Annotated in this window: 18 protein-coding genes and 1 other annotated feature; of the genes, 4 read left to right on the top strand and 14 right to left on the bottom strand. The window is 43.6% G+C overall.

Annotation, left to right across the window (positions count from 1 at the left end; all coding sequences use genetic code 11):
* Window positions 1–47: 47 nt before the first annotated feature.
* The 3 genes from OTG27_RS16440 to OTG27_RS16430 form a co-directional block, all read right to left on the bottom strand.
* A complete protein-coding gene (locus OTG27_RS16440; protein WP_268937440.1) occupies window positions 48–1013 on the bottom strand; it encodes a hypothetical protein in 966 nt (321 codons plus the stop codon).
* Between the two features lie 307 nt (window positions 1014–1320).
* On the bottom strand, window positions 1321–2073 hold the full coding sequence (locus tag OTG27_RS16435; protein ID WP_098936876.1) for a prepilin peptidase: 753 nt from the start codon (window positions 2071–2073) through the stop codon (window positions 1321–1323).
* Window positions 2074–2664: 591 nt separating this feature from the next.
* Window positions 2665–3954: a bifunctional folylpolyglutamate synthase/dihydrofolate synthase gene (locus tag OTG27_RS16430; protein ID WP_268937439.1), complete on the bottom strand. Its 1290-nt coding sequence runs from the start codon at window positions 3952–3954 to the stop codon at window positions 2665–2667.
* A 98-nt stretch (window positions 3955–4052) separates the two neighbouring features.
* On the opposite strand from OTG27_RS16430, the gene OTG27_RS16425 reads away from it, so the two are divergent.
* Together OTG27_RS16425 and OTG27_RS16420 are read left to right on the top strand one after the other, a co-directional pair.
* Window positions 4053–4994 (top strand): ATP-grasp domain-containing protein, encoded by a 942-nt coding sequence (locus tag OTG27_RS16425; RefSeq protein ID WP_268937438.1) that lies wholly within the window; start codon window positions 4053–4055, stop codon window positions 4992–4994.
* Window positions 4963–5808 carry an ATP-grasp domain-containing protein gene (locus OTG27_RS16420; RefSeq protein WP_268937437.1) on the top strand — a complete coding sequence of 282 codons (846 nt, stop codon included), beginning with the start codon at window positions 4963–4965 and terminating at the stop codon, window positions 5806–5808. The genes OTG27_RS16425 and OTG27_RS16420 overlap by 32 nt, the downstream gene beginning before the upstream one ends.
* Window positions 5809–5864: 56 nt before the next feature.
* Here the strand turns inward: OTG27_RS16420 and OTG27_RS16415 are convergent, their stop codons facing one another.
* Window positions 5865–8516 carry a valine--tRNA ligase gene (locus tag OTG27_RS16415; RefSeq protein WP_268937436.1) on the bottom strand — a complete coding sequence of 884 codons (2652 nt, stop codon included), beginning with the start codon at window positions 8514–8516 and terminating at the stop codon, window positions 5865–5867.
* A gap of 42 nt (window positions 8517–8558) precedes the next feature.
* Window positions 8559–8787, bottom strand: a binding site (T-box leader).
* Between the two features lie 226 nt (window positions 8788–9013).
* Between OTG27_RS16415 and OTG27_RS16410 the strand changes: the two genes are divergently transcribed.
* Window positions 9014–9205 (top strand): hypothetical protein, encoded by a 192-nt coding sequence (locus OTG27_RS16410; RefSeq protein WP_034308896.1) that lies wholly within the window; start codon window positions 9014–9016, stop codon window positions 9203–9205.
* Window positions 9206–9261: 56 nt separating this feature from the next.
* On the opposite strand, the gene ysxE is transcribed toward OTG27_RS16410, so the two are convergent.
* From ysxE to hemA, 8 genes are all read right to left on the bottom strand, one after another.
* The gene (gene ysxE / locus OTG27_RS16405) at window positions 9262–10332 is read right to left on the bottom strand and encodes a spore coat protein YsxE (protein WP_230135225.1); all 1071 of its coding nucleotides are present in this window, start codon (window positions 10330–10332) and stop codon (window positions 9262–9264) included.
* Window positions 10333–10427: 95 nt separating this feature from the next.
* A complete protein-coding gene (locus OTG27_RS16400; RefSeq protein WP_268937435.1) occupies window positions 10428–11828 on the bottom strand; it encodes a LysM peptidoglycan-binding domain-containing protein in 1401 nt (466 codons plus the stop codon).
* 403 nt (window positions 11829–12231) lie between these two features.
* A complete protein-coding gene (hemL, locus tag OTG27_RS16395; protein ID WP_268937434.1) occupies window positions 12232–13521 on the bottom strand; it encodes a glutamate-1-semialdehyde 2,1-aminomutase in 1290 nt (429 codons plus the stop codon).
* Window positions 13522–13561: 40 nt separating this feature from the next.
* A complete protein-coding gene (gene hemB / locus OTG27_RS16390) occupies window positions 13562–14554 on the bottom strand; it encodes a porphobilinogen synthase (RefSeq protein WP_048688903.1) in 993 nt (330 codons plus the stop codon).
* Window positions 14551–15348: a uroporphyrinogen-III synthase gene (locus tag OTG27_RS16385; RefSeq protein ID WP_268937433.1), complete on the bottom strand. Its 798-nt coding sequence runs from the start codon at window positions 15346–15348 to the stop codon at window positions 14551–14553. Before OTG27_RS16385 ends, hemB begins: the two co-directional genes overlap by 4 nt.
* A complete protein-coding gene (hemC, locus tag OTG27_RS16380) occupies window positions 15348–16280 on the bottom strand; it encodes a hydroxymethylbilane synthase (protein ID WP_057276649.1) in 933 nt (310 codons plus the stop codon). Before hemC ends, OTG27_RS16385 begins: the two co-directional genes overlap by 1 nt.
* Before the next feature lie 9 nt (window positions 16281–16289).
* Complete coding sequence (locus OTG27_RS16375; protein WP_034308913.1) at window positions 16290–17120, bottom strand: cytochrome C assembly family protein; 831 nt, start codon at window positions 17118–17120, stop codon at window positions 16290–16292.
* Between the two features lie 10 nt (window positions 17121–17130).
* Window positions 17131–18477 carry a glutamyl-tRNA reductase gene (gene hemA, locus OTG27_RS16370; protein ID WP_268937432.1) on the bottom strand — a complete coding sequence of 449 codons (1347 nt, stop codon included), beginning with the start codon at window positions 18475–18477 and terminating at the stop codon, window positions 17131–17133.
* Between the two features lie 253 nt (window positions 18478–18730).
* Between hemA and OTG27_RS16365 the strand changes: the two genes are divergently transcribed.
* Window positions 18731–19213, top strand: coding sequence for a LiaI-LiaF-like domain-containing protein (locus OTG27_RS16365; RefSeq protein WP_063575548.1), 483 nt, complete (start codon window positions 18731–18733; stop codon window positions 19211–19213).
* Window positions 19214–19269: 56 nt separating this feature from the next.
* Here the strand turns inward: OTG27_RS16365 and yihA are convergent, their stop codons facing one another.
* Entirely contained in the window at window positions 19270–19851 is a 582-nt protein-coding gene (yihA, locus tag OTG27_RS16360; RefSeq protein WP_034308918.1) for a ribosome biogenesis GTP-binding protein YihA/YsxC, read from the bottom strand.
* Window positions 19848–22169, bottom strand: a complete 2322-nt coding sequence (gene lon, locus OTG27_RS16355) for an endopeptidase La (RefSeq protein WP_057276651.1) — start codon at window positions 22167–22169, stop codon at window positions 19848–19850. The genes yihA and lon overlap by 4 nt, the downstream gene beginning before the upstream one ends.
* Between the last annotated feature and the right edge of the window lie 171 nt (window positions 22170–22340).

The following is a 22340-nucleotide window of genomic DNA, read 5'->3' as shown; positions in this document are numbered from 1 at the left end:
GTTTCATATTGGGAGGCTTGTCCCATTTGGCAGCCCCCCTTTTTTCTTTACTTTTGGTAATTCAATAAAAAATTCAGAAGACTTTCTTGAGCCTGGAATAGCTTTTCTTCATTTTTGGAAGTCTCATATTCATCAATCGACTTTGCCGCAGCAGTCAGGTCATCGTTCATCTTTGAAAACGCCGGCGATAATTTCGCCGCCTTCAGTTCATCCATGTTTTTTTTCAGGGTTTCCCCGTTTACCGTCCCTGCCTTTCCGCGAAGCTTTGTTGCGGATGTTTCTGCCAACGAAGCATATACTGCCTTCATCTTGTCGAGGGTTTTTTCATCTTCTTGGCTTGTCCCGGCCGCTTCAAAATTGATTTCCTTCCAATATACATCCACATCATATGACTTTAAGAACAAGGCCAGTTCTTTACTTGCAGCTAGACTCTCTGCCGACCCCAGAAATAGATAATAGCTTTCTTCCAATTTGAAGATTTCAGCAGGAACCTGCTTTTCAATGATTTTCTTTTGAATTTGCCTTGCCGCATCCTCGCTGCTGAATACTCCTCCCTGTACAAGGAATGTCTTCAGCTGGTTTCCCGGTTCAGTCACTGCCGCTTTTTTATCTTCAACAGTGGCTTCGGTTGGAATCGGGGTCTCGACCGAAGATACTTGGGCTTTTTCCTTTGTAATCGTTTTAACGGCGATCAAGCCAAGAATCGACCCAAAAAACACAGCACAGATGACTGCAATCATGAATGTCTTGATCGGTCTTTTATCCGAGCTTTTCAGTGACCCGGTACCAAAGCCGATGAGCTTCGGCATTTTCTTCTTTGGCGGTGTGGGTACCAATACGATCTTGCCTTCATTTGAATCCTCAGGGAGTATCCATTCGAAACTCTCATCAGTTTGTTCCTGCTCCTGCTCCTTACTCGCCGCCTCTTGACTTTCAATTTTTTTCTCGCCAAATACTTTTTCTTCCCCATTTATTTTAATCGTTACACCCTTGCTTTGTTCCGGCTTGCCCAATTTTTTTCCTCCCCTCCAGATCATTTTTTTCATCCTATCATAGAGGGAAAAAAAAATAACAAGACTTTTGTCGTCTTGTCATTAATAGGTTTCGTCAAATTTCCCTATTCATATATGGGTAACAAAAAAGGAATTCCGTGTACTGGTACTATTGCTTCATGAACCATTCCATATCACCTCTCACGAATTACATACATCCCTCCATCATTTCATAATCTCTTGCCGTCAAATGGGGATGGTTCCCTACTGGGATATTGTTCAGGTGATTTTTGACAAATTCCTCTTGGATCAGGATGGTCCTTTAAGCTCATCTTAAAAATGTTACATACCAATGTAATAGCGAATCGCCCCAAAAATAAGCAGTCAATGTCCCAAAAACAATATACGGTCCGAAAGGAATAAGGGTTTTCTTTTTTAAGATTCCGGTCAGCAATCCGGTGATGCCAAGCAATGCCCCATAAAAGCACGCAAAAAGCAACGATAGCAGCACCAGCTTCAATCCCAATACGAAGCCAATCACTGCAAACAGCTTGATATCACCGCCACCCATGCCACCCTTACTCACAACCGCGATTGATAACAGCAGGCTAAAGCCAACCGCTGCCCCGACAATTGAATCCCACCAGGGCGTCAGTGGAAATGAGACTCTTAAAACAATAAAAATCACTATAAAGAAAAGCAGTATTTTATCGGGTATGAGCATAAAGGCGACATCAGTCACGAAGATGATCATAAATAATGAAATCAATATCCAGCCAACCAACAGTTCGCCCGACCAGCCAAGGAATATCGGAGCAGAGGCAAACAAAACACCGGTCAGCATTTCCACGGCCGGATAAAGGGGGGATATCCTTGCTTTACAGCCCCGGCATTTACCGACTTGCAACATATAAGAAATAACCGGTATCAACTCGAAGAATGTCAATGTACGCCCGCAAGAAGGGCAGGCGGAACGACGATTCGCGAATGAATGACCAGCTGGAACACTTAAACCGACAACGTTAAAGAATGAGCCTAAAATCAAGCCCAATACGAAGAGATAGATATGGATAGCCATCATTTATGCAACGTGCATGAGGATTCGATTGCATTTCTTTGAAATCCTGATATAAAAGTCCCTTCCGCTATGTAATTAACCATTGGGTTCTTCATGCTCATCCCTCCCGTCATTTTATTAAGCAGATCCTACTATTCAACATTCATATGGAATGCAATATATAATCATATTTTAACAAATAAACTGGGTGATTTGTTATCAATCACTCTATTGGAGTTTTTTCTTTTCAAGAGGCTCTTTAACAAGAGAAAAGGACCTTTGAATACATATCTTTCACCAAATCATAAATGAAAGTGAAGTCAATGACAGCCTCAATTTTACGAAAATAATAAAGACTTTTGGCAAAGGGGTTTTATATAAAAGTTAAAACAAAGTTGATTGGAACGGAAGGTACGAGACTCCTGCGGGAAAAGCGAGTCCAGAGGAGACCCCGCAGGCGCAAGGCGCCGAGGAGGCTCCCGGACCGCCCGCGGAAAGCGAGTGCCTGGAGTGGAAATCAACGTTTAAATTGCACCCCTCCCTAAAAAACTGTAGGCAAACCCGCTTTGCTTTGGTTTCCATGATAAAGTGCCTCATTGCGGTAATGCACATCCTTTAGGCATCTTCTCTGATGAGGAACTCCCTCACAAGTGAAAGGAAATGAAGGGACCCTGTAATGACAAGAATCTCTTTATCCCCCGTTTTCCTTCTGCCTTCAGTTATTGCCGCCTGCCAATCCTTATTTATACTTTTATTTGGATGATTGCATTTTTCATAAAGCGTTTTCGCATCCGTCGCCCGTTCATGGTCGAATTCGGTAATGATGATTTCCATTGCCCCCGTTTCCAGTCCATGAAGCATCTCGGAATAGTTTTTATCTTTAAATGAGCTGAATACGAATCGGTACTTATAGTCGGGGTAATGCACTTTTAGCGTTTCCTTCAGTACGTCGATGCCAGCAGGATTATGTGCACCATCAATGATCACCAACGGCTCATCCGATATTTTTTCAAAGCGCCCATCCCATTTTGCTGCCCCTATTCCTTTAAGGATGCTTTTTTCATCGATATTTTCCATCCCTACTGTGACAGCAGCAATGGCCAGTGCCGCATTCTCCATTTGATGACGGCCCAGCATCCGCATTTCCACATTTTCGATTGACCTATCGGCAAGCGCAAATGAGAAACTTTGTCCACGTTCACTTCGCTTCATATCGCTAACACGAAAGTCTTTGCCCAATTGGTAATAAGGTACGCCTAAAGCTGACGCTTTTTCTTCAATTACTTTTGCTGGTTCCCCGGCTGTGACTCCGCTGATGACCGGCGCCCCGCTTTTTATGATACCTGCCTTCTCAAAAGCAATTTCCCCAAGTGTGTTACCCAGGATGTTCGTATGTTCCAAAGAGATCGAGGTAATGATCGAAAGAAACGGCTGGATGACATTCGTTGTGTCAAGCCTACCTCCCAAACCGGTTTCCATCAAAACCAAATCGACTTCCTTTTTGCTAAAATAAGAGAATGCCATTGCAGTCAAAATTTCGAACTGGGTGGGACCATTCCCCTTGCTGTCCATCTCATGGATGATCGGCCAAAGCTTCCGGAAGACATCGATGAATTCCTGATCACTGATTTCATCCTCATTCACCTTCAGCTGTTCATTCATCCGGATTAAATAAGGAGAAGTGAAGGAAGCGGCCCGAATCCCTTGGGCAAGCAGAATTTCTTTAATATATTGCAGTGTCGATCCTTTCCCGTTGGATCCCGCAATGTGAATATACTTTAGCTCCTTGTGCGGGTCGCCTAATTTAGTTAACAATGTTTCCATCCGTGACAGGCCAAAATTCATGCCCAATCGAACTTGGCGCCGTTCAAAAAATTGATTGATTTCTTTCATGGTTGTAACCATTATCGTGGAGCCTCCTCTTTCTTTATACCGCTCTTATGCGTTAAGATTATTTTATCAATATATGTACGATTAACCTAGATGAAAGGTAGTGTTTTACCATGAAAACTTCAGATTTCCACTGCTGGATTGTCGTCAACGGCTATTTACAGCATGATAAGTTTTCCAGTTTAGCTTTGTTCATTAAAGAGGCGGCTGAAAGGAAAGATATCACGGCAACCCTTATCCGCAATTCAGATCTCATGCCCATAATCGAAAAAGGAGTGCCGCTGCTTAAAGGAAACTTTGATAAGCTGCCGGATTTTGTTCTGTTCATGGATAAAGACATTCATTTGGCGCGCCATTTGGAATTGCTCGGCATCCCCGTATATAACAGCAGTGCAGCAATCGATATATGCGACAGCAAAGCAAAAACACATCAAGCCTTAACAGGGCATGGCATACCGATGCCGAAAACCATATTTCCCCCTTTTACGTACGAAGGGATTGAAAGGGTCAATATGGATGCTTTCATCCAAATCGGCAATGAACTCGGTTATCCTCTTATCGTTAAGGAAGCATACGGTTCTTTTGGGGAACAAGTATATTTAATCCAATCAGAGGATGAGTTACTGAAGACAGTCCGTGATCTTGGCCACAAACCATTTATCATCCAGGAATTCATCGAGCACAGTAAAGGTCGGGATATTCGCGTGAATGTCGTGGGCAATCAAGTCATAGCAGCGATGCAACGTCATTCCGAGCAGGACTTCCGAGCTAATATGACTGCCGGGGGGCAGGCTACACCATATATCCCCACCAGTGAAGAAGCACAACTTGCCATTCGATGTGCGCAAATTCTGGGTGCCGACTTCGCTGGCGTCGATTTGCTGTTTGGTGAAGAAGGTCCGCTTCTGTGCGAAGTGAATTCGAATTCGCATTTATTGAACATTTATGAATGTACTGGCATCAACATCGCCGATAGCATGTTCGATTATATCTTGAAAGAATTAGGAAAAGGAAGTGCATCTGATGAAAAAACAAGCAGGCTGGTTGATTTATAACCGTGAGGATGCCTTGAAAAATAAAGGATACATAGATTGGATGCTTGACGAAGCCAGTAAACTTGAACTTGATTTACACTTTCACTTTCGGGAAGACCTTAGTATCGGACATCGCTTCAACAATTTGTATGTGGAACATGAGATGCAGCCAATTTCATTGCCGGACTTTGCCATCGTCCGGACCATCGATCCTTTTTTCACTAAGCAACTTGAGCAATTGGGGATTGCTTGCTTTAACTCCTCCTTCGTATCGGAAATCGCGAATGACAAAGCAAAGACGCATCAATATTTGTCCTCGCTGGGGATTCCAATGGCCGATACCGTATATTGTAACGGAAGGCCGAGTGCCGATGACATGGAGCTCCCTTTCATTGCTAAAGAAACAAGCGGCCGCGGCGGGAAACAAGTATTTCTAATCGAGCATGCCGATGATCTTGCCCAGCTGAATGATGGGAATTGGATAGTTCAAAAACCTGGCTTATTCGGTAGGGATATCCGCGTTTTTGTGGTTGGTAATAAAGTGAAGGCTGCTGTACTCAGGGAATCCGCTTCCAGTTTCAAGGCAAATTATACGCTGGGCGGATCGGCTTCGCTATATGAGCTGACTGCATCTGAATTAGCCCTTGTTGAAAGAGTAATGGGTTCATTTGATTTCGGCCTGGTCGGTATCGATTTCATATTTGCCGAAGATGGCAGCCTCATGCTGAACGAAATTGAGGATGTCGTCGGGAGCCGGACATTAAGTGCACTAAGTGATATGAATATCGTATGGGAGTACCTTACATTCATAAAAGAAAGCATATCCTCTTCTTAAATAGCATCTAAACAGAAAAAGGATGAACCGGCTTCAAGCTGGTTCATCCTTTTGTTTTACAGTTGTTTCAGTTCGCTGATCCTGTGGATTACAGAGTCGCGTTTTTCGCTATAGTCTTTTTCCTTGGCACGTTCTTCTTCGATGACGCTTGCCGGCGCCTTTTTAACGAAGCCCTCGTTGCCTAATTTTTTCTGTACACGCTCAACTTCTTTATTAAGTTTGTCGAGTTCTTTTTCAAGACGTTTCACTTCTTCGTCAATATTGATCAGTCCTGTAAGCGGAAGGATTAGTTCTACGCCAGTTACGACAGCTGTCATGGCTTGAGCAGGCTCTTCGACTTCGATTCCGATCGTCAATTGTTCAGGATTACAGAAACGCTCGATATAGCTGCTGTTTTTCTGTAATGTCACTAAGATGGCCTCATCTTTCGCTTTTAAAATCAAATTGATTTTTTTGCTTAACGGTGTGTTCACCTCAGCACGGATATTACGGACGGAGCGGATGATTTCAACAAGCAGCTTCATTTCCTCGGCTGCAGCTGTATCAGTCAACTCTTCATTCACTTCCGGCCAAGCGGCAACAGTGATGGACTCACCTTGATGCGGTAGGTTCTGCCAGATTTCTTCGGTAATGAATGGCATGAACGGGTGTAACAATCTCATTGTGTTATCCAGTACATACGCCAAGATCGAGCGCGTCGTTTTCTTAGCCGCTTCGTCTTCTCCATATAGCGGAAGCTTCGCCATTTCAATATACCAGTCACAGAAGTCATCCCAAATGAAGTTGTATAGCACACGGCCCACTTCACCAAACTCATAACGGTCCGCAAGTCTGGTTACGTTGGAAATCGTTTCATTCAAACGCGTCAAGATCCATTTATCGGCTACAGACTTCTCACCGCTTAAATCGATTTCTTCATACGTCATGCCATTCATATTCATCAAAGCAAAACGTGATGCGTTCCAAATCTTATTGGAGAAATTCCAAACTGCTTCGACTTTTTCCGTACTATAACGAAGGTCCTGGCCTGGCGAGCTGCCCGTAGATAAGAAGTAACGCAGGGAATCGGCACCGTATTGATCGATGACATCCATCGGATCGACACCATTGCCTAGCGATTTACTCATCTTGCGCCCCTGTTCGTCACGAACCAGTCCGTGGATCAGCACATCTTCAAATGGTCGTTCACCTGTGAACTCAAGAGCTTGGAAAATCATCCGCGATACCCAGAAGAAAATGATATCATAGCCTGTTACAAGTGCCCCGGTTGGATAGTAACGTTGGAAATCGACACTGTCCTTGTCAGGCCAGCCCATAGTCGAGAATGGCCATAATGCCGAGCTGAACCATGTATCAAGGACATCTGTATCTTGTTCCCAGTTTTCAGCGTCCGCCGGCTCCTCATGACCTACATACACTTCACCTGTTTCTTTATGGTACCAGGCGGGAATGCGGTGACCCCACCAAAGCTGACGGGAAATGCACCAGTCGCGGATATTTTCCATCCAATGCAGGTACGTTTTCTCGAAACGGTCCGGTACAAAATGAACTTTTTCCTCATCGGTTCCTTTTTGAAGCTCAACGGATGCATCAGCCAGCGGCTGCATCTTAACGAACCATTGCGTCGAAAGATATGGTTCAACAACAGCACCGCTTCTCTCTGAATGGCCTACTGAGTGAAGGTGATCTTCGATTTTGAAGAGTACTCCTTCTTCCTGAAGGTCCTTGACGATTTGCTTACGGCATTCAAAACGGTCCATGCCTTCATATTTACCGGCCTTTTCATTCATCGAGCCATCTTCATGCATGACAAGGATGCGCTCCAAGTCGTGACGGTTCCCGATTTCGAAGTCATTCGGATCATGAGCAGGAGTAATTTTGACCGCGCCTGAACCGAATTCCATATCGACATAATCATCACCGACAATCGGGATTTCCCTGCCTGTAATTGGCAAGCGGACCTTTTTGCCGATCAAGTGTTTATAACGGTCATCTTCAGGGTGTACAGCAACAGCAGTATCGCCAAGCATCGTTTCTGGACGGGTGGTGGCAATTTCAATTTCACCCGATCCGTCAACCAATGGATATTTCATATGGTAAAATGCGCCCTGCACATCTTTGTAAATGACCTCGATATCGGATAACGCCGTTTTCGTTGATGGATCCCAGTTGATGATGTATTCGCCGCGATAAATCAAGCCCTTGTTATAAAGCGAAACGAACACTTCGCGCACTGCTTTTGAAAGACCTTCATCCAGGGTGAAGCGTTCACGGGTATAATCAAGTCCAAGACCTAGCTTTGACCATTGTTCACGGATATGGCTCGCATATTCCTCTTTCCATTTCCATGTCTCTTCCACGAATTTTTCACGCCCAAGGTCATAACGGCTCACGCCATCCGCACGAAGTTTCTGTTCTACTTTCGCTTGAGTGGCAATACCGGCATGGTCCATGCCTGGTAACCATAAAACATCATAGCCTTGCATCCTTTTCATGCGTGTCAATATATCTTGAAGTGTCGTATCCCAAGCGTGGCCAAGATGCAGCTTACCTGTAACGTTAGGCGGCGGGATGACAATCGTGTATGGTTCTTTTTTATCGTCACCCGTCGTTTCGAAAAACTTTCCATCAAGCCACCATTTGTAGCGGCCTTTCTCTATCGTCTGCGGATCATATTTAGTCGGCATTGAAATTTGGTTCTCTTCCATATAATTTCCTCCTTTTGGGCATAAAAAAAACTTCCATCATCTCAAAAGGACGAAGGAAGTTGTTCGCGGTGCCACCTTTTTTCCGAAAAAGAAAAGAATCCCTTTCGGCTCTCAAATCGGATAACGGCTCTTCACCGGCCTTCGCTACTAAGAAGTTCACGAAGACTGCTCGCGGACGACTTCGGATGCTGCTGCCTGGAAACCTCGCACCAATTTGGTTTCCTCTCTGAAAAGTGCATTTCATCTTACTATTTCCGGTCTTTGCATTGATTTATATTCATATGTAAAAACATTGAATGCATATAGTATATAGTACAAAAAACATGGGGCTCCAGTCAATCATCTTTTCGCTTACTTTCTCAGGAATCATCCCATTTGATGCATTCATGTTCATTTTCTTTATTTTATCCTCCAGAAACAGTGAATGTGACGGCTGTTTCACCTTTTTCACTGCCCACCCATAGAATATAAGAAGTCCTAAAAAGGAAGGTAATAATATGAAGCGAAGATATACTCCCTATACTTTACCGCCTTGGGTGAAAAAATTCCGCGGTGTCTGCCAGCAGTTCATCGTCCCCTTTATCGTATTCCAAGGATTACGTACACTGATTTTCCCGACTTTTTTCGATATGCTCCTGCTTATCGCGTTTATTTTCCTGGCCATGTCTTTGTATTTCGAATGGATTTAATTATTCCCTTACAGCAAAAAAATATACATGACTGGAGATGATCCAATCATGTATATTTAGCTTGGGGGTGATTGTTCTTCTTTGGCAGCCTCGGCAGCCGCCTTTTTCTTCTGTTCGATTTCTTCGATTCTCATCACCATATATTCAATATTTTTCAATAGCCAAAATTGCCGCTGAAGTTGCGTGACATTATCAAGCTCTGAACGATGGCCCCTGCCATCGGAATAACCCTTCACTAATTCCAAAGCTGATCCAGGGAATGCCAGATAACTTTGCATGAGCAATAATTCTTCTTCTTTTAACGGAAAATAACGAAAATAGTTATATAGCCAGTCAACACAGTCATCGCATTGGACAGGATAGGTCCTGGCCGCTTTAACGAGAAATGGCAGTAAATCGAAATGCGGCGGAGCCGTATTCGAATTCTCAAAATTGATGAAGTAGCCATATCCCCGCTCATCATAAACGAAATGCTTCAAAGAAACCTTTCCGTGCGTTACCACGGTTCGAACCTTTTCACTATCCTTCGTTTTTTCATACCAGGTTTCAAACTTCTTGATCGAGTACTTCAGCGCCTGTGAAATATCAGTGTAGAAAGAACAAACCGTCAGTTCGAAAGGAGACATATACCACTTCTTTTCACAGCTGACAATATACTCTTCTATAAATTCCTTTTCGTTATTCCAGGCATCAAGCGTCCGCTCATAATGTGCTTCCCGTTCCTCAATATCCACTTGTATTTCCTTAACGGAAAGTGTATGCATCCGAGCAAGCTCCCTGAACAATTGCTTATGCTTTTCATCGCGCTCCCCGTCCCTTTCATCATTGAGCCAGGGCATCAGGTAATACAAACGTCCATTATGAAGAACGGCGTAACGCTGATCCATTGTTTGATAAATGGGAACGATTCGATTATAGCCGCGATGGTACAGTTTTTGAACATTTTTGATAAAATCAATGCCGTTATGCGGTGACATGGATTTCAAGGCAAAAGTACCGCGATCACTGTATACTTTTTTTACACGCCCGAAGTCCTCAATATATTGTACATACATGGCATATTCCTTCAATACGGTCTCCGTGTCCCGATCCCGATTGGCAGGCTGCTGATTCTCGTTTTCCCTCACGAGACTCACTCACTTTCTCTAAAAAAACTAAAAAATCCGCTTCCTCTAGCATTTAAAAAACAGGAGCAGAGCATATGCCCTGCTCTCTGTCCCGGTCAATTCTTATACGCAACCGCCTTCGGTATATAAATGACTTGCCCTTCATGAACGTTCTGATTCGACTCCAATTCATTGCTGAAAAGGATCGATTGAACCGTAACATCATATCGTTGAGCCAAGTCATCAAGCGTTTCCCCTTGCTGAACAATGCAAACCTTCATCCTTACCAGTTCTTCTTCTTGTTTCCGTCCGAATAAATCCATGATGGAAAGCTGCTTTTCATCATGATCGGCCGTTTCTTTTTCATCACGTTCCGCTGCTTGTTTCCTGCCTTTGAAACTCTTAACCTCCTTAGCCGGAGGCGCAGGTCTTTCCCTCTTTTTGAATAGATCGCTTATGGACGAATTGGATTCCTCTTCCTGCTCCACCTTCACATTCTCATTAAGGATAGGACCCGCTGTAACGGCATCGTCTTCCTGCCGGATGACATCCTCGGTTTCTACATTTAAAACTGGGCTACTTTCATGATTGGTTGCTTGACTTGGCTCTTCTTCTACTTCTTCTATAAATGTCACTCTAGGAATCTCCAAGGAATCCTGCCTGCTTGGTTCTTCCTCCAATTTTGCCTCTCCCATGGAAGGTACCTTTTCCGGGGAGTCAGGCGGATCACCAATTACTTCTTCCTCTACAGCTTGAGCTTCTTCCTGTCTATGCACTTCCGTTTCCCATTCCTCCTCTTCAGGATATGGTGAAACAGGAATTTCAAAAACGGGAGCATTATGCTGATCGCTTAAATAAATCGGTTCCTCTTCTTCTTCTTCATTTGCTTCAGAAACCCGTTTTGACTCTGCAGAAAAAGGCGCGTATAACTCTTCTTCCTCCTCATCACGGAAAACGGGCTGAAAATCCGGGATTGGCGGCACTGCGGCTGCATAAGGAATATATGACTCATTTTCCCCATCCGTTTCTTCCTGATCCTCCGTTTCCCCAACTTCCTGCTCAGTATCAAACCGTTCTTCCACATATGAATCATTATAGATTCCGGTTATCAAAAGGTCCGCCTGCAATTTCAAGCAGTTATGCTCTGGCATGGCATAATCAAAGCTTTGAATCGAGACATCAACCTCATCCAAAGAGGCAATCCGATTATTCGGAATCGTTATATCAACCGGAAAACGGTGTGTGAACTCATTAAGTCCATTGGGATGCCTCTCGACCTTTTGAACCGCTTTTGGCAAAAAGGTCTGCGAAAACTCCTCTTCTTCACCATTTTGCGAGTCTTTGTATTCACCGCTTAAATCCAACGAGCCTCGTATAAAAACATATTGATCACTTTCTTGAATCGACACATTTGGATCAAGGGAAATAGAGTATAGCTCAGCCACTTCCTGTCCCTTCTGGAACCAAACGGATTCCTCTAAAGAAAATCGTAAATACGATTCATTTTCTTGCGACAAGACAACTCCTCCTTTCAGCTTCATGAAACGGTACCTATACCAATATCAATCTATGAAGGGAGGAAGCTGTTTATTCCTTAATTCATTTGCAGCTCTCCTTAGATATTCCCTGAATTAAAAGAAAGAGGTTCAATTTTCAGGCTAAATCAAGCGGGAATAACAATCAGCTTGAAAAACCCGCTCGGCATACCGCCATATTAATTCCCAACAGCCTATTAATTCTGCTTTCTACCAATTATTTAGACCATCTCCAATTAATTCGGCCGTGACGTTTAATTCGGTTCTTACAAATACGGATTGAATTCAAAAAAACTGGCTGCATTTCTCCAAAAGTTTTTGGAAAAATGGCAGCCAGTTCAAATTTATCATTATCGAATATCGCGGTAGCTCCTGAAGCTTTGAATCATTTTTTTAATTTGGCAAAAGCCTGTTCTGCGGCAGAAATGGTTTTTTCGATATCTTCATCACTATGTGCAGTGGAAAGGAATAACCCTTCAAACTGTGACGGCGGCAAGTAGATGCCTTGATTCGCCATTTCCCTATAGTAGGAAGCAAAGAACTCTAAATCGGATGTTTTTGCTGTATCATAGTTTACGACATCTTCATTAGTAAAGAAAAGTCCAATCATGGAGCCGGCACGGTTGAATGTATGGGGAACACCGTACTTATCCGCTGCCGCTCCAATTCCTTTTTCGAGCATATCCCCTTTTCGGGTGAACTCAACATAAGATTCTGGAGTCAATTGGCTCAGCGTTTCAAGGCCGGCCGTCATGGCAAGAGGATTACCGGACAATGTTCCCGCTTGATAGATTGTCCCACTCGGGGCTATTTGTTCCATGAATTCGCGCTTGCCTCCGAATGCTCCGACAGGCAAGCCGCCGCCAATTACTTTCCCAAGGCAAGTCAGGTCAGGTGCGATGCCAAAATAGCCTTGTGCACAATTATAGCCGACACGGAACCCTGTCATGACTTCGTCAAAGATCAATAAAGCCCCGTATTGGGTCGTCACTTCACGTAAGCCTTCGAGGAAACCAGGTTGTGGCGGGACCACACCCATATTCCCTGCAACAGGTTCTACAATGATACAGGCGATGTCTTCGCCAAATTGTTCAAACGCATATTTGGTTGCAGCAAGATCATTATATGCTACGGTAATCGTATTTTTTGCAATGCCTTCCGGTACACCTGGGCTATCCGGTAAACCTAATGTTGCAACGCCGGAACCCGCTTTGATCAGCAATGAATCGCCATGGCCATGATAGGAACCTTCGAATTTCAGGATTTTATCACGGCCTGTAATGCCTCGTGCCAGCCTTAGCGCACTCATCGTCGCTTCGGTTCCTGATGATACCATCCGGATCATTTCAATCGAAGGCACCCGTTCCATGACCAGCTTGGCCAGTTCATTCTCAACCAATGTAGAGGTTCCAAAGCTTGTACCTGACTCCGCTACTTTTTTCAATGATTCCACGACACGGTCATTCGTGTGACCCAGGATGAGCGGTCCCCATGAAAGAACATAGTCGATATATTCATTTCCATCGATATCATACATTTTCGAGCCTTTTCCACGCTCCATGAAAATGGGATCCATGTCCACAGATTTGAAGGCACGTACCGGGCTGTTCACGCCGCCTGGCATCAAATTTTTTGCTTCGGCAAAAGCTTTTTTCGATTTTTCATATGACCGCATGATTCAATCCCCTTTTTCCATTACAGGTTATATTTTTTTATCATTGATTATCTTCGTTAATCCAGCGTGCTACCTCTTTTGAAAAATACGTGATGATCAAGTCGGAACCTGCGCGTTTCAAGCCTGTCAGCATTTCCATCACTATCGCTTTTTCATCAATCCAGCCGTTTTGGGCAGCAGCTTTGACCATTGAATATTCACCGCTGACATTATAGGAAACGATCGGAAGATTAAAGTTATTCTTAACGTCCCTGATGATGTCCATGTAGGAAAGGGCCGGTTTCACGATTAGGAAGTCCGCACCTTCAGCAACATCGCTTTCAGCTTCACGAAACGCTTCAAGGCGATTGGCGGGATCCATTTGGTAAGTTTTCCTGTCGCCAAATTGCGGCGCACCATTCGCGGCATCACGGAATGGGCCGTAAAAAGCCGAAGCATATTTCACCGCATAGGACATGATCGGAATATCTTCATAACCCGCTTCATCCAGACCTGCACGGATGGCCGCAACGAAACCGTCCATCATATTGGAAGGCGCAATGATGTCCGCGCCGGCCTCAGCCTGGCTGATTGCCGTTTTGGCAAGAAGGTCAAGAGAAGCGTCATTAAGGATTTTTTCCCCTTCAACGACCCCGCAATGGCCATGGCTTGTATACTCGCAAAGGCAGGTATCCGCTATGACAATAACTTCAGGATATTGTTTTTTAATAAAGCGGGTTGCTTCTTGCACAAGTCCGTTGTGATGAAATGCCCCTGTTCCCTGTTCGTCTTTATCATGATCAAAAGGGACACCGAATAAAATGACTGATTTAATGCCCAGACTCACGACTTCATCCATTTCGGCACCCAGATTATCCATGGATAGCTGATAGATACCTGGCATGGAGTTGATTTCATTTTTCACATTTTTCCCGTCGATGACGAAGATCGGATAAATCAAATCCTCTTTATGCAATTGTGTTTCACGGACTAAAGCCCTCATGCCAGCACTTGCACGTAAGCGGCGGTGGCGATTGAATGGAATGTTTTTCATTTGAAAGTTCCTCCCTGTTTATTTCTTTTCAAGATAAAGCGTATTAACTCCGCAACCATGGCATCCGTCGTATAAACATCTGGACAGACATCGACGGATAGCCCATGTTTTTCAGCCGTTTTAGCGGCAATCGGCCCGATTGCTGCGATGATGATCCGGTCTATGTATGTATCCAATTCATGGCTTTTCATGATCTGTAAAAAATGATTGACCGTCGATGAACTCGTAAAGGTCATGATGTCGATTTCATGGTTCTTTATAAGCTGCACCAGTTTTTTTTCACTGCTTCGAGGAAGCACTGTATGATAAATTATCACTTCATCACAGATTGCTCCAGCTTCATTGATCGCCTCCGCTATAACCGCCCTTGCGAGATTTCCTTTTGCCAGCAACACTCGGGCACCCGGATCTAGCAGGGTATTGAACTCCGCCACGAACCCTTCGGCAACAAACTGAGCTGGAACGAAATCCGCCTTATAACCATGCCGTTTCAGGGCCGCTTCTGTTTTGGAGCCGATTACGGCTATTTTCGGAAGCTTCAAAGGCTGGTTTCCAAGAAGCCTAAAGAAGAAATCCACCCCATTTTGACTGGTCAGAATGATCCAGTCATATGTATGCAACTCTTCAAACCGCTGATGCACATCTTCCATATGATCTGGAAGGGTGAACTCAAGCAATGGAACAAGAAGCGGCGTTCCGCCATTTTTTTCGATCGACTCTTTTAAACCATCTGCCTGTCCTTTCCCTCTGGTGATCAATACCTGATAATCCTTAAGAGGTTGAACTGGGTTCATTACTGATCAAGCTCTTCTTTTACGCGATCGATCAATTCTTTACCGCCCATTTCGCTAATCTGTTTGGCAGCAGCATGCCCAACCGCCTCTGGATCAGCACCTTCAACCATTTCTTTATATATCACCTTTCCATCCGGGGCAGCGACCAAAGCCGTCAAGGAAACGGATCCATTATCTTTTGCCACCGCAAATCCGGCAATCGGCACCTGGCATCCGCCTTCCATTTTATCCAAAAAGGCACGTTCCGCTTCAACCGTCCTTTTCGTTTTTTCACAGGTCAATTTCGCAAGTTCCGCCAGCAGTTCTTTGTCGTCTTCACGGCATTCAATGGAAAGAGCTCCTTGTCCAACTGCCGGAATGCAAATATCTTCATCTAAAAACTCCGTTACGATGTCCTGCTCCCAACCCATTCTTGATAGTCCGGCTGCCGCTAAAATGATAGCATCATAATCTTCCGTTTTCAGCTTATTCAGACGGGTATCGATATTTCCGCGAATCCATTTAATTTCAAGGTCCGGCCTTCTAGCCAAAATTTGCGCGCCACGCCGCAAGCTGCTTGTACCTATGATGGAACCGGGCTTCAGTTCGGAAAGGGTTTCATGGTTCTTTGATATCAAAGCATCCCGATGATCCTCCCTCGGTGGTATGCAGCCGATCGTCAAACCTTGAGGCAGCACTGCCGGCATATCCTTCATACTATGTACGGCCATATCAATTTCTTTATCCAGCATCGCTTGTTCGATTTCTTTAACGAATAAGCCCTTTCCGCCAACCTTGGAAAGTGTTACATCAAGGATTTGGTCACCCTTTGTGACAATTTCCTTCACCTCGAACTCGTATGGGACCCCAAGTCCTTTAAGTTGATCGATCACCCAGTTCGTTTGGGTGATCGCTAATTTACTACGTCTTGAACCGACAATTATTTTTCTCATAGTTTCCTCCTATGTATTCCAAAAGTGGAATGTTGAAAGGCTTCCGAAAAGGAAAAAGTTAATTAACACAATCATGAAAGATCCAATATTCAGAAAGGCTAGCGTCCTTCCATACATTTGTTTCCGAATTTTCAAGTATAAAAACACACTGTAAGCAATAAGCAAAATAAATGAGCCGATGATCTTCATGTCCAGCCAGGATACCCCAGGGACTTTTATATAAGCCCATTGAATCCCGAGGATGAGGGAGACCACCAATAATGGAACACCTATAACTGCGAGGACATAGGACATATGCTCGAGCTTTGTTAAATCGCCGAGTCGAAGCAGGCGTTTTCCCCACTTCTTCCGTTTCAATAAATCATATTGAATTAAGTATAAAACTGAAAAAACGAAAGAAAGCGTGAATGCCCCATATGATAGGATCGCAAAAGTGATATGTATGAGCAATAGCTCTGAAACCAGGCGCTGTGCAAGCACTTGAGATTCTATCTGAACAGGTGCAAAGGTATGGATGGCCATAACCATGAAACCTAATACATTCGTAAAAAAGACCGTAAAATCGACTCTTAGCAATCGGTTAATGATCAATGATAGCGATATGAGGACCCATGCATAAAAATATAAGCCTTCAAAAATCGTCAATACCGGGAACCTTCCCGTTTTCAACACATACAGAAACAAAAAAATTGTTTGCAGCACCCAAACAATAGAAAGCAACCAGAAGGCGACCCTGTTCGCCTTCTGGTTATTATTAAGGAAATCAATAAAGTATAAAAGCATACTGATGGCATACAGTAAAACAGTGGCTTCATGCAATCTTGTCATTAGTAATTCCATATCTACCTCATTACTGGACAGGAACTGGATTCAATAGGGATGACTTGGAGCTGTTCCGTTCTTTTTCATCCCCAACCAGCTGGTCTTCAATCAATTCCTCTAAATGGAAGATTTTCACGAAATTATTTAATTGCTCTTTTGCATTCGGCTCATCTGCCAGCTCTTTTGCATAAAGTATCGGATCTTTCAGCATTTGGTTGATGATGCTTTTCGTATGCTTGTTCAGGACTTTTTTGTCACGTTCGCTCAAATGCGGAAGCTTTCTTTCGATGCTTTCCATCGTTTCCCTTTGTATCGATAGGGATTTTTCCCGTAAAGAAGAAATGACGGGAACCACACCAAGTAAATTAATCCACTGGTTGAAGTCCACGATTTCTGATTCGATCATCATTTCTATTTTCTCGGCAGCTTTTTTACGTTCTTCGATATTGGCTTGCACGATCCCTTCCAGATCGTCAATGTCATACAAGAAGACATTTTCCAGCTCGGCCAATGTTGGATCGAGGTCACGCGGCACTGCGATATCGACCATGAAAATAGGACGGCCCTTACGAAGCTTATTGACGAATGACATCATTTCTTTTGTTACAAGAAGATCTTTTGCACCAGTGGAAGTAATCAGGATATCGGTATCCACTAAAGCGCATTGAAGCTCTTGCAGCTGTTTGGCCGTACCATTGAATCTCTCAGCCAGGTCGACCGCTTTCTGAAAGGTGCGGTTAATGACCGTAATGTTGTCGGCGCCATTGCTATGCAGATTTTGAATGGCCAGCTCACCCATCTTACCGGCCCCAAGAATCAAGACATTCTTGCCATTCAGGCCTCCAAAGATTTTTTTTGCAAGCTCGACTGCCGCATAGCTGACGGAAACGGCATTGGTATTGATTTCGGTTTCCGAATGAGCTTTTTTAGCTAATGTAAGGGCTTGCTTGAAGAGATGGTTAAAAACGGTACCGATCGTATCTTCCTTCTGCCCTAACAAATAGCTTGAACGTACTTGTCCCAAAATCTGAGTTTCTCCCAGTATCATGGAATTCAAACCGCAGGTAACTGAAAATAAATGCTCGACAGCCCCATCGCCTTCATAAATGAACAGATATTTAGAAAATTCTTCTTTATCGATGTTAAACCATTCCGAAAGAAATTCCTTGATATAATACCTGCTTGTATGGAGCTGGTCCCCGACCGCATAGATTTCCGTCCTGTTACATGTTGAAATAATAATATTTTCCAAGATGCTTTTTTTATTTTTAAGAGCTTTCATTGCCTCGGCAAGTTCGGCTTCGTTAAACGATAGTTTTTCCCGAATTTCTACAGGGGCAGTTTTGTAATTTATACCAACCGCTAGAATATGCATCCTTTTGTTTTGCACCCCCAAAATTTTTCATGTAAATTAATTATACCATGTACTAAAATGGATTCACGCAAATAATATGAACAGTTTATGAAAACATATGCTACCATGAAAAGACAGCCAAAACGCCTCAATGCTACAAAAGGTGTCTAAGCGGGATTTGTAAAGTTACATACATATTTCGACATTGTGTACAAAAGTACCATATCAAAAATGGCAAAAAACTTCAAGTAATCGAATTGCATAGGAGGATAAAATGAAAACGCAACGTATTTTCCCAGGAATCGTTTTAATCGGTTTCGGGCTCTATTTTTTTCTTGAACATTCCCAAATCGAAATCTTTCCGGGCTTTTTCAGCTGGCCCACTTTATTATGTATTGTCGGTGCCGCCTTCCTGATTCAGGCATATAGCGGTAATGAATATGAGTCCATCCTGCCAGGCGTCATCTTACTTGGGTTCGGTGCCCACTTCCACATCGCCGAGAACCTGGAGATTTGGCCGGATGATATAGGTATCTTTATTTTAATCATCTCACTGGGATTTATTCTCCGGGCACGTAAAACAAATTCTGGAATGTTTCACGGGATGGTCATATTCATCGTCTCGATCACATTCTTATTCTACGATAAAATCACAACGTCTTTCGGGATTGTTGAAACAACCACCGCGAACATCGAAAGGTTTTGGCCCTTTGCCTTGATGGCGATCGGCATTTATTTTTTGGTTCGAAAAAAGTGAAGATTTTCGATTACATAATGAAAAAGGGTATTCCAGATGCGGAATACCCTTTTCTTTTACATATATTTCTTAAGGACGCCCCATGCTTGTTCCTTACCTTCGCCTGTTTCACCAGAGAATAGAAGCAATTCATCTTCTTTTTCCATATTTAGCGTTTGGCGCGTGATTTTCAAGTGTTTCTGCCATTTGCCTTTTGGAATTTTATCCGCTTTGGTGGCAATGACGATCCGGGGCAGGTCATAATGCTTCAGGAATTCATACATTGCGATATCATCCTTTGTCGGCGGATGACGCAAATCGACGATCAGAAGCGCAGCGCGGAGCTGGTCACGGGAAGTGAAGTACGTTTCGATCATCTTCCCCCAAGCATCACGCTCCGTCTTGGATACTTTTGCATAACCATAACCCGGTACATCCACAAAATGGAGTGCTTCATTTATGATATAAAAATTCAAGGTCTGCGTCTTACCCGGTTTAGAGGATGTGCGCGCCAAGTTTTTTCGATTGATCATTTTGTTGATGAAACTGGACTTCCCAACGTTGGAACGGCCTGCCAAGGCAAATTCCGGTATTGGAGTATTGGGATATTGTTCAGGCTTCACAGCACTGATGACAATATCTGAACTTGTTACTTTCATTCGTTCACACCTACCAATGCATGCTCAAGGACTTCATCGACGTGTGAAACTGGAACAAATGTTAATGCTTTACGGACACTTTCCGGGATATCATCAATATCCTTTTCGTTATTTTGCGGGATGATGATTTTCGTAAGTCCTGCGCGATGGGCCGCTAAAGATTTTTCTTTAAGCCCGCCGATCGGAAGAACCCGTCCGCGTAATGTAATTTCGCCTGTCATGCCTACCTCTTTTCTGATCGGCCTATTTGTAAGGGCCGATATTAACGCTGTTGCAATCGTGATGCCTGCAGAAGGGCCATCTTTTGGAACCGCACCTTCGGGGACATGAATATGAATATCATATTTTTCATGGAAGTTCGCATCAATCTGAAGTTTCTCGGTTTTTGATCGGACATAACTGAAAGCAGCCTGGGCTGACTCTTTCATTACATCGCCAAGCTTCCCTGTCAGGATCAGCTTCCCTTTACCTGGTGATAAGGAAACCTCGATTTGCAGCGTATCTCCACCTACCGACGTGTATGCTAAACCATTAGCTACACCAACTTGGTTCTCGACCTCCGCCTGTCCATAATGGAACATGGTTTTCCCTAAAAACTCCTCGACATTCTTTTCAGCAATGACGACCCGCTTTTTATCTCCGGACACGATGATTTTTGCAGTCTTCCGACAGATGCCTGCAAGCTGTCGTTCCAGACTCCGAACACCGGCTTCCCGAGTATAGTAACGGATGATTTTTGTAAGTGCTTCCTCACGGACTTGCAATTGTGTCTTCAATAAACCATGGTTTTCAAGCTGTCTAGGCAGCAAGTGATCCTTGGCTATATGAAGTTTCTCTATCTCAGTATAACCTGCAATCGAAATGATTTCCATACGATCACGAAGCGGACCAGGAATCGATCCCAAATTATTTGCCGTTGCGACGAACATGACTTTGGAAAGATCGTAGGTTTCTTCAATATAATGATCACTGAAATTATGATTTTGCTCTGGATCGAGCACCTCAAGCATCGCTGCAGATGGATCTCCCCTAAAGTCATTGGACATTTTATCCACTTCGTCCAGTAAAAAGACCGGATTTATCGTTCCAGCTTTTTTCATGCCTTGAATGATCCGTCCCGGCATTGCCCCTACATATGTGCGGCGATGTCCGCGGATTTCTGATTCATCGCGCACCCCACCTAAAGATATACGGACGAAATTCCTATTCAGGGATGAAGCGATCGATTTAGCCAAGCTCGTTTTCCCGACTCCTGGCGGTCCCACCAAGCAAAGGATCGGTCCCTTCAATGATTTGGTCAATTGCTGTACGGCCAAATACTCAAGCACCCGCTCCTTCACCTTTTCCAAACCATGGTGGTCCTGGTTCAGGATTTTTTCGGCTTTATGAATATTCAAGTCATCTTTGGTCGCTTTGGTCCAAGGAAGAGAGATCAGCCATTCGATATAATTGCGGATCACAGAGCTTTCGGCTGAGCTCGAAGGAACTTTTTCATAACGGTCCAATTCCTTTAATGCCGTTTCTTTGATATGCTCAGGCATATCCGCTTCTTCTATCTTTTCGTTCAGGACTTCAATTTCCCCTGTTTTTCCTTCTTTATCGCCCAATTCCTTTTGGATCGCTTTCATTTGCTCTCGTAAATAATATTCCTTTTGAGTCCGTTCCATCGAACGTTTAACACGCTGGCCGATCTTTTTCTCGAGAAAAAGAACTTCTTTTTCGTTATTGATGATCTCGATTACACGGCTAAGACGCTCTTTCATATCAATGGTCTCAAGCACTTCTTGCTTCTCCTTCAATTTCAAAGGCAAATGGGAAGCGATTATATCCGCTAATCGCCCAGGCTCTTCAATATCCGAAGTGGACGAAAACGTTTCACCGGTTATTTTCTTGGACATTTTTATGTATTGTTCAAAATAATCCAGTAGTGTGCGCATTAATGCTTGATGTTCAGCATCCTTTTCATCACTGTCTTCATATATTTTAATCTTGGCACCATAATGTGTCTCATAATCGTAAAATTCCATGACTTCTGCGCGGTTCAACCCTTCCACCAACACCCGGATTGTACCATTCGGAAGCTTCAACATCTGTTTTACCTTTGTTAAAGTTCCCATTGTAAATAAATCTTCTTCACCTGGTTCGTCCAACGAAACATCTTGTTGTGTCGTCAAAAATATAAGATGGTCTTCCACCATTGCTTTCTCAAGGGCTTGTACCGATTTATCTCGGCCTACATCTAAATGAAGTACCATCGTTGGATATACAAGCAGTCCTCTAAGCGGCAGGAGGGGGACGATGATTTCTTTATCAGTCATTTCCTGACACCTCCATCTAATTAGTATCGTCGTTGTAAACTATTTACCCATGTTCTCAACCTTTTAACAATTCTATCCTATTTATATAGAAGTGTCTATTCGTTTACCTTAACACGTTTCGACTGCTATTATTATCTCCAATATTAGATAAAAAAGCACGCCTGAATGCGT

Source organism: Peribacillus sp. AS_2 (assembly GCF_026891895.1).
Taxonomy (GTDB): Bacteria; Bacillota; Bacilli; order Bacillales; family DSM-1321; genus Peribacillus; species Peribacillus frigoritolerans.
The sequence above is the reverse complement of the archived record's forward strand: the minus strand, read 5'-3'. Positions and strand labels throughout refer to the sequence as shown.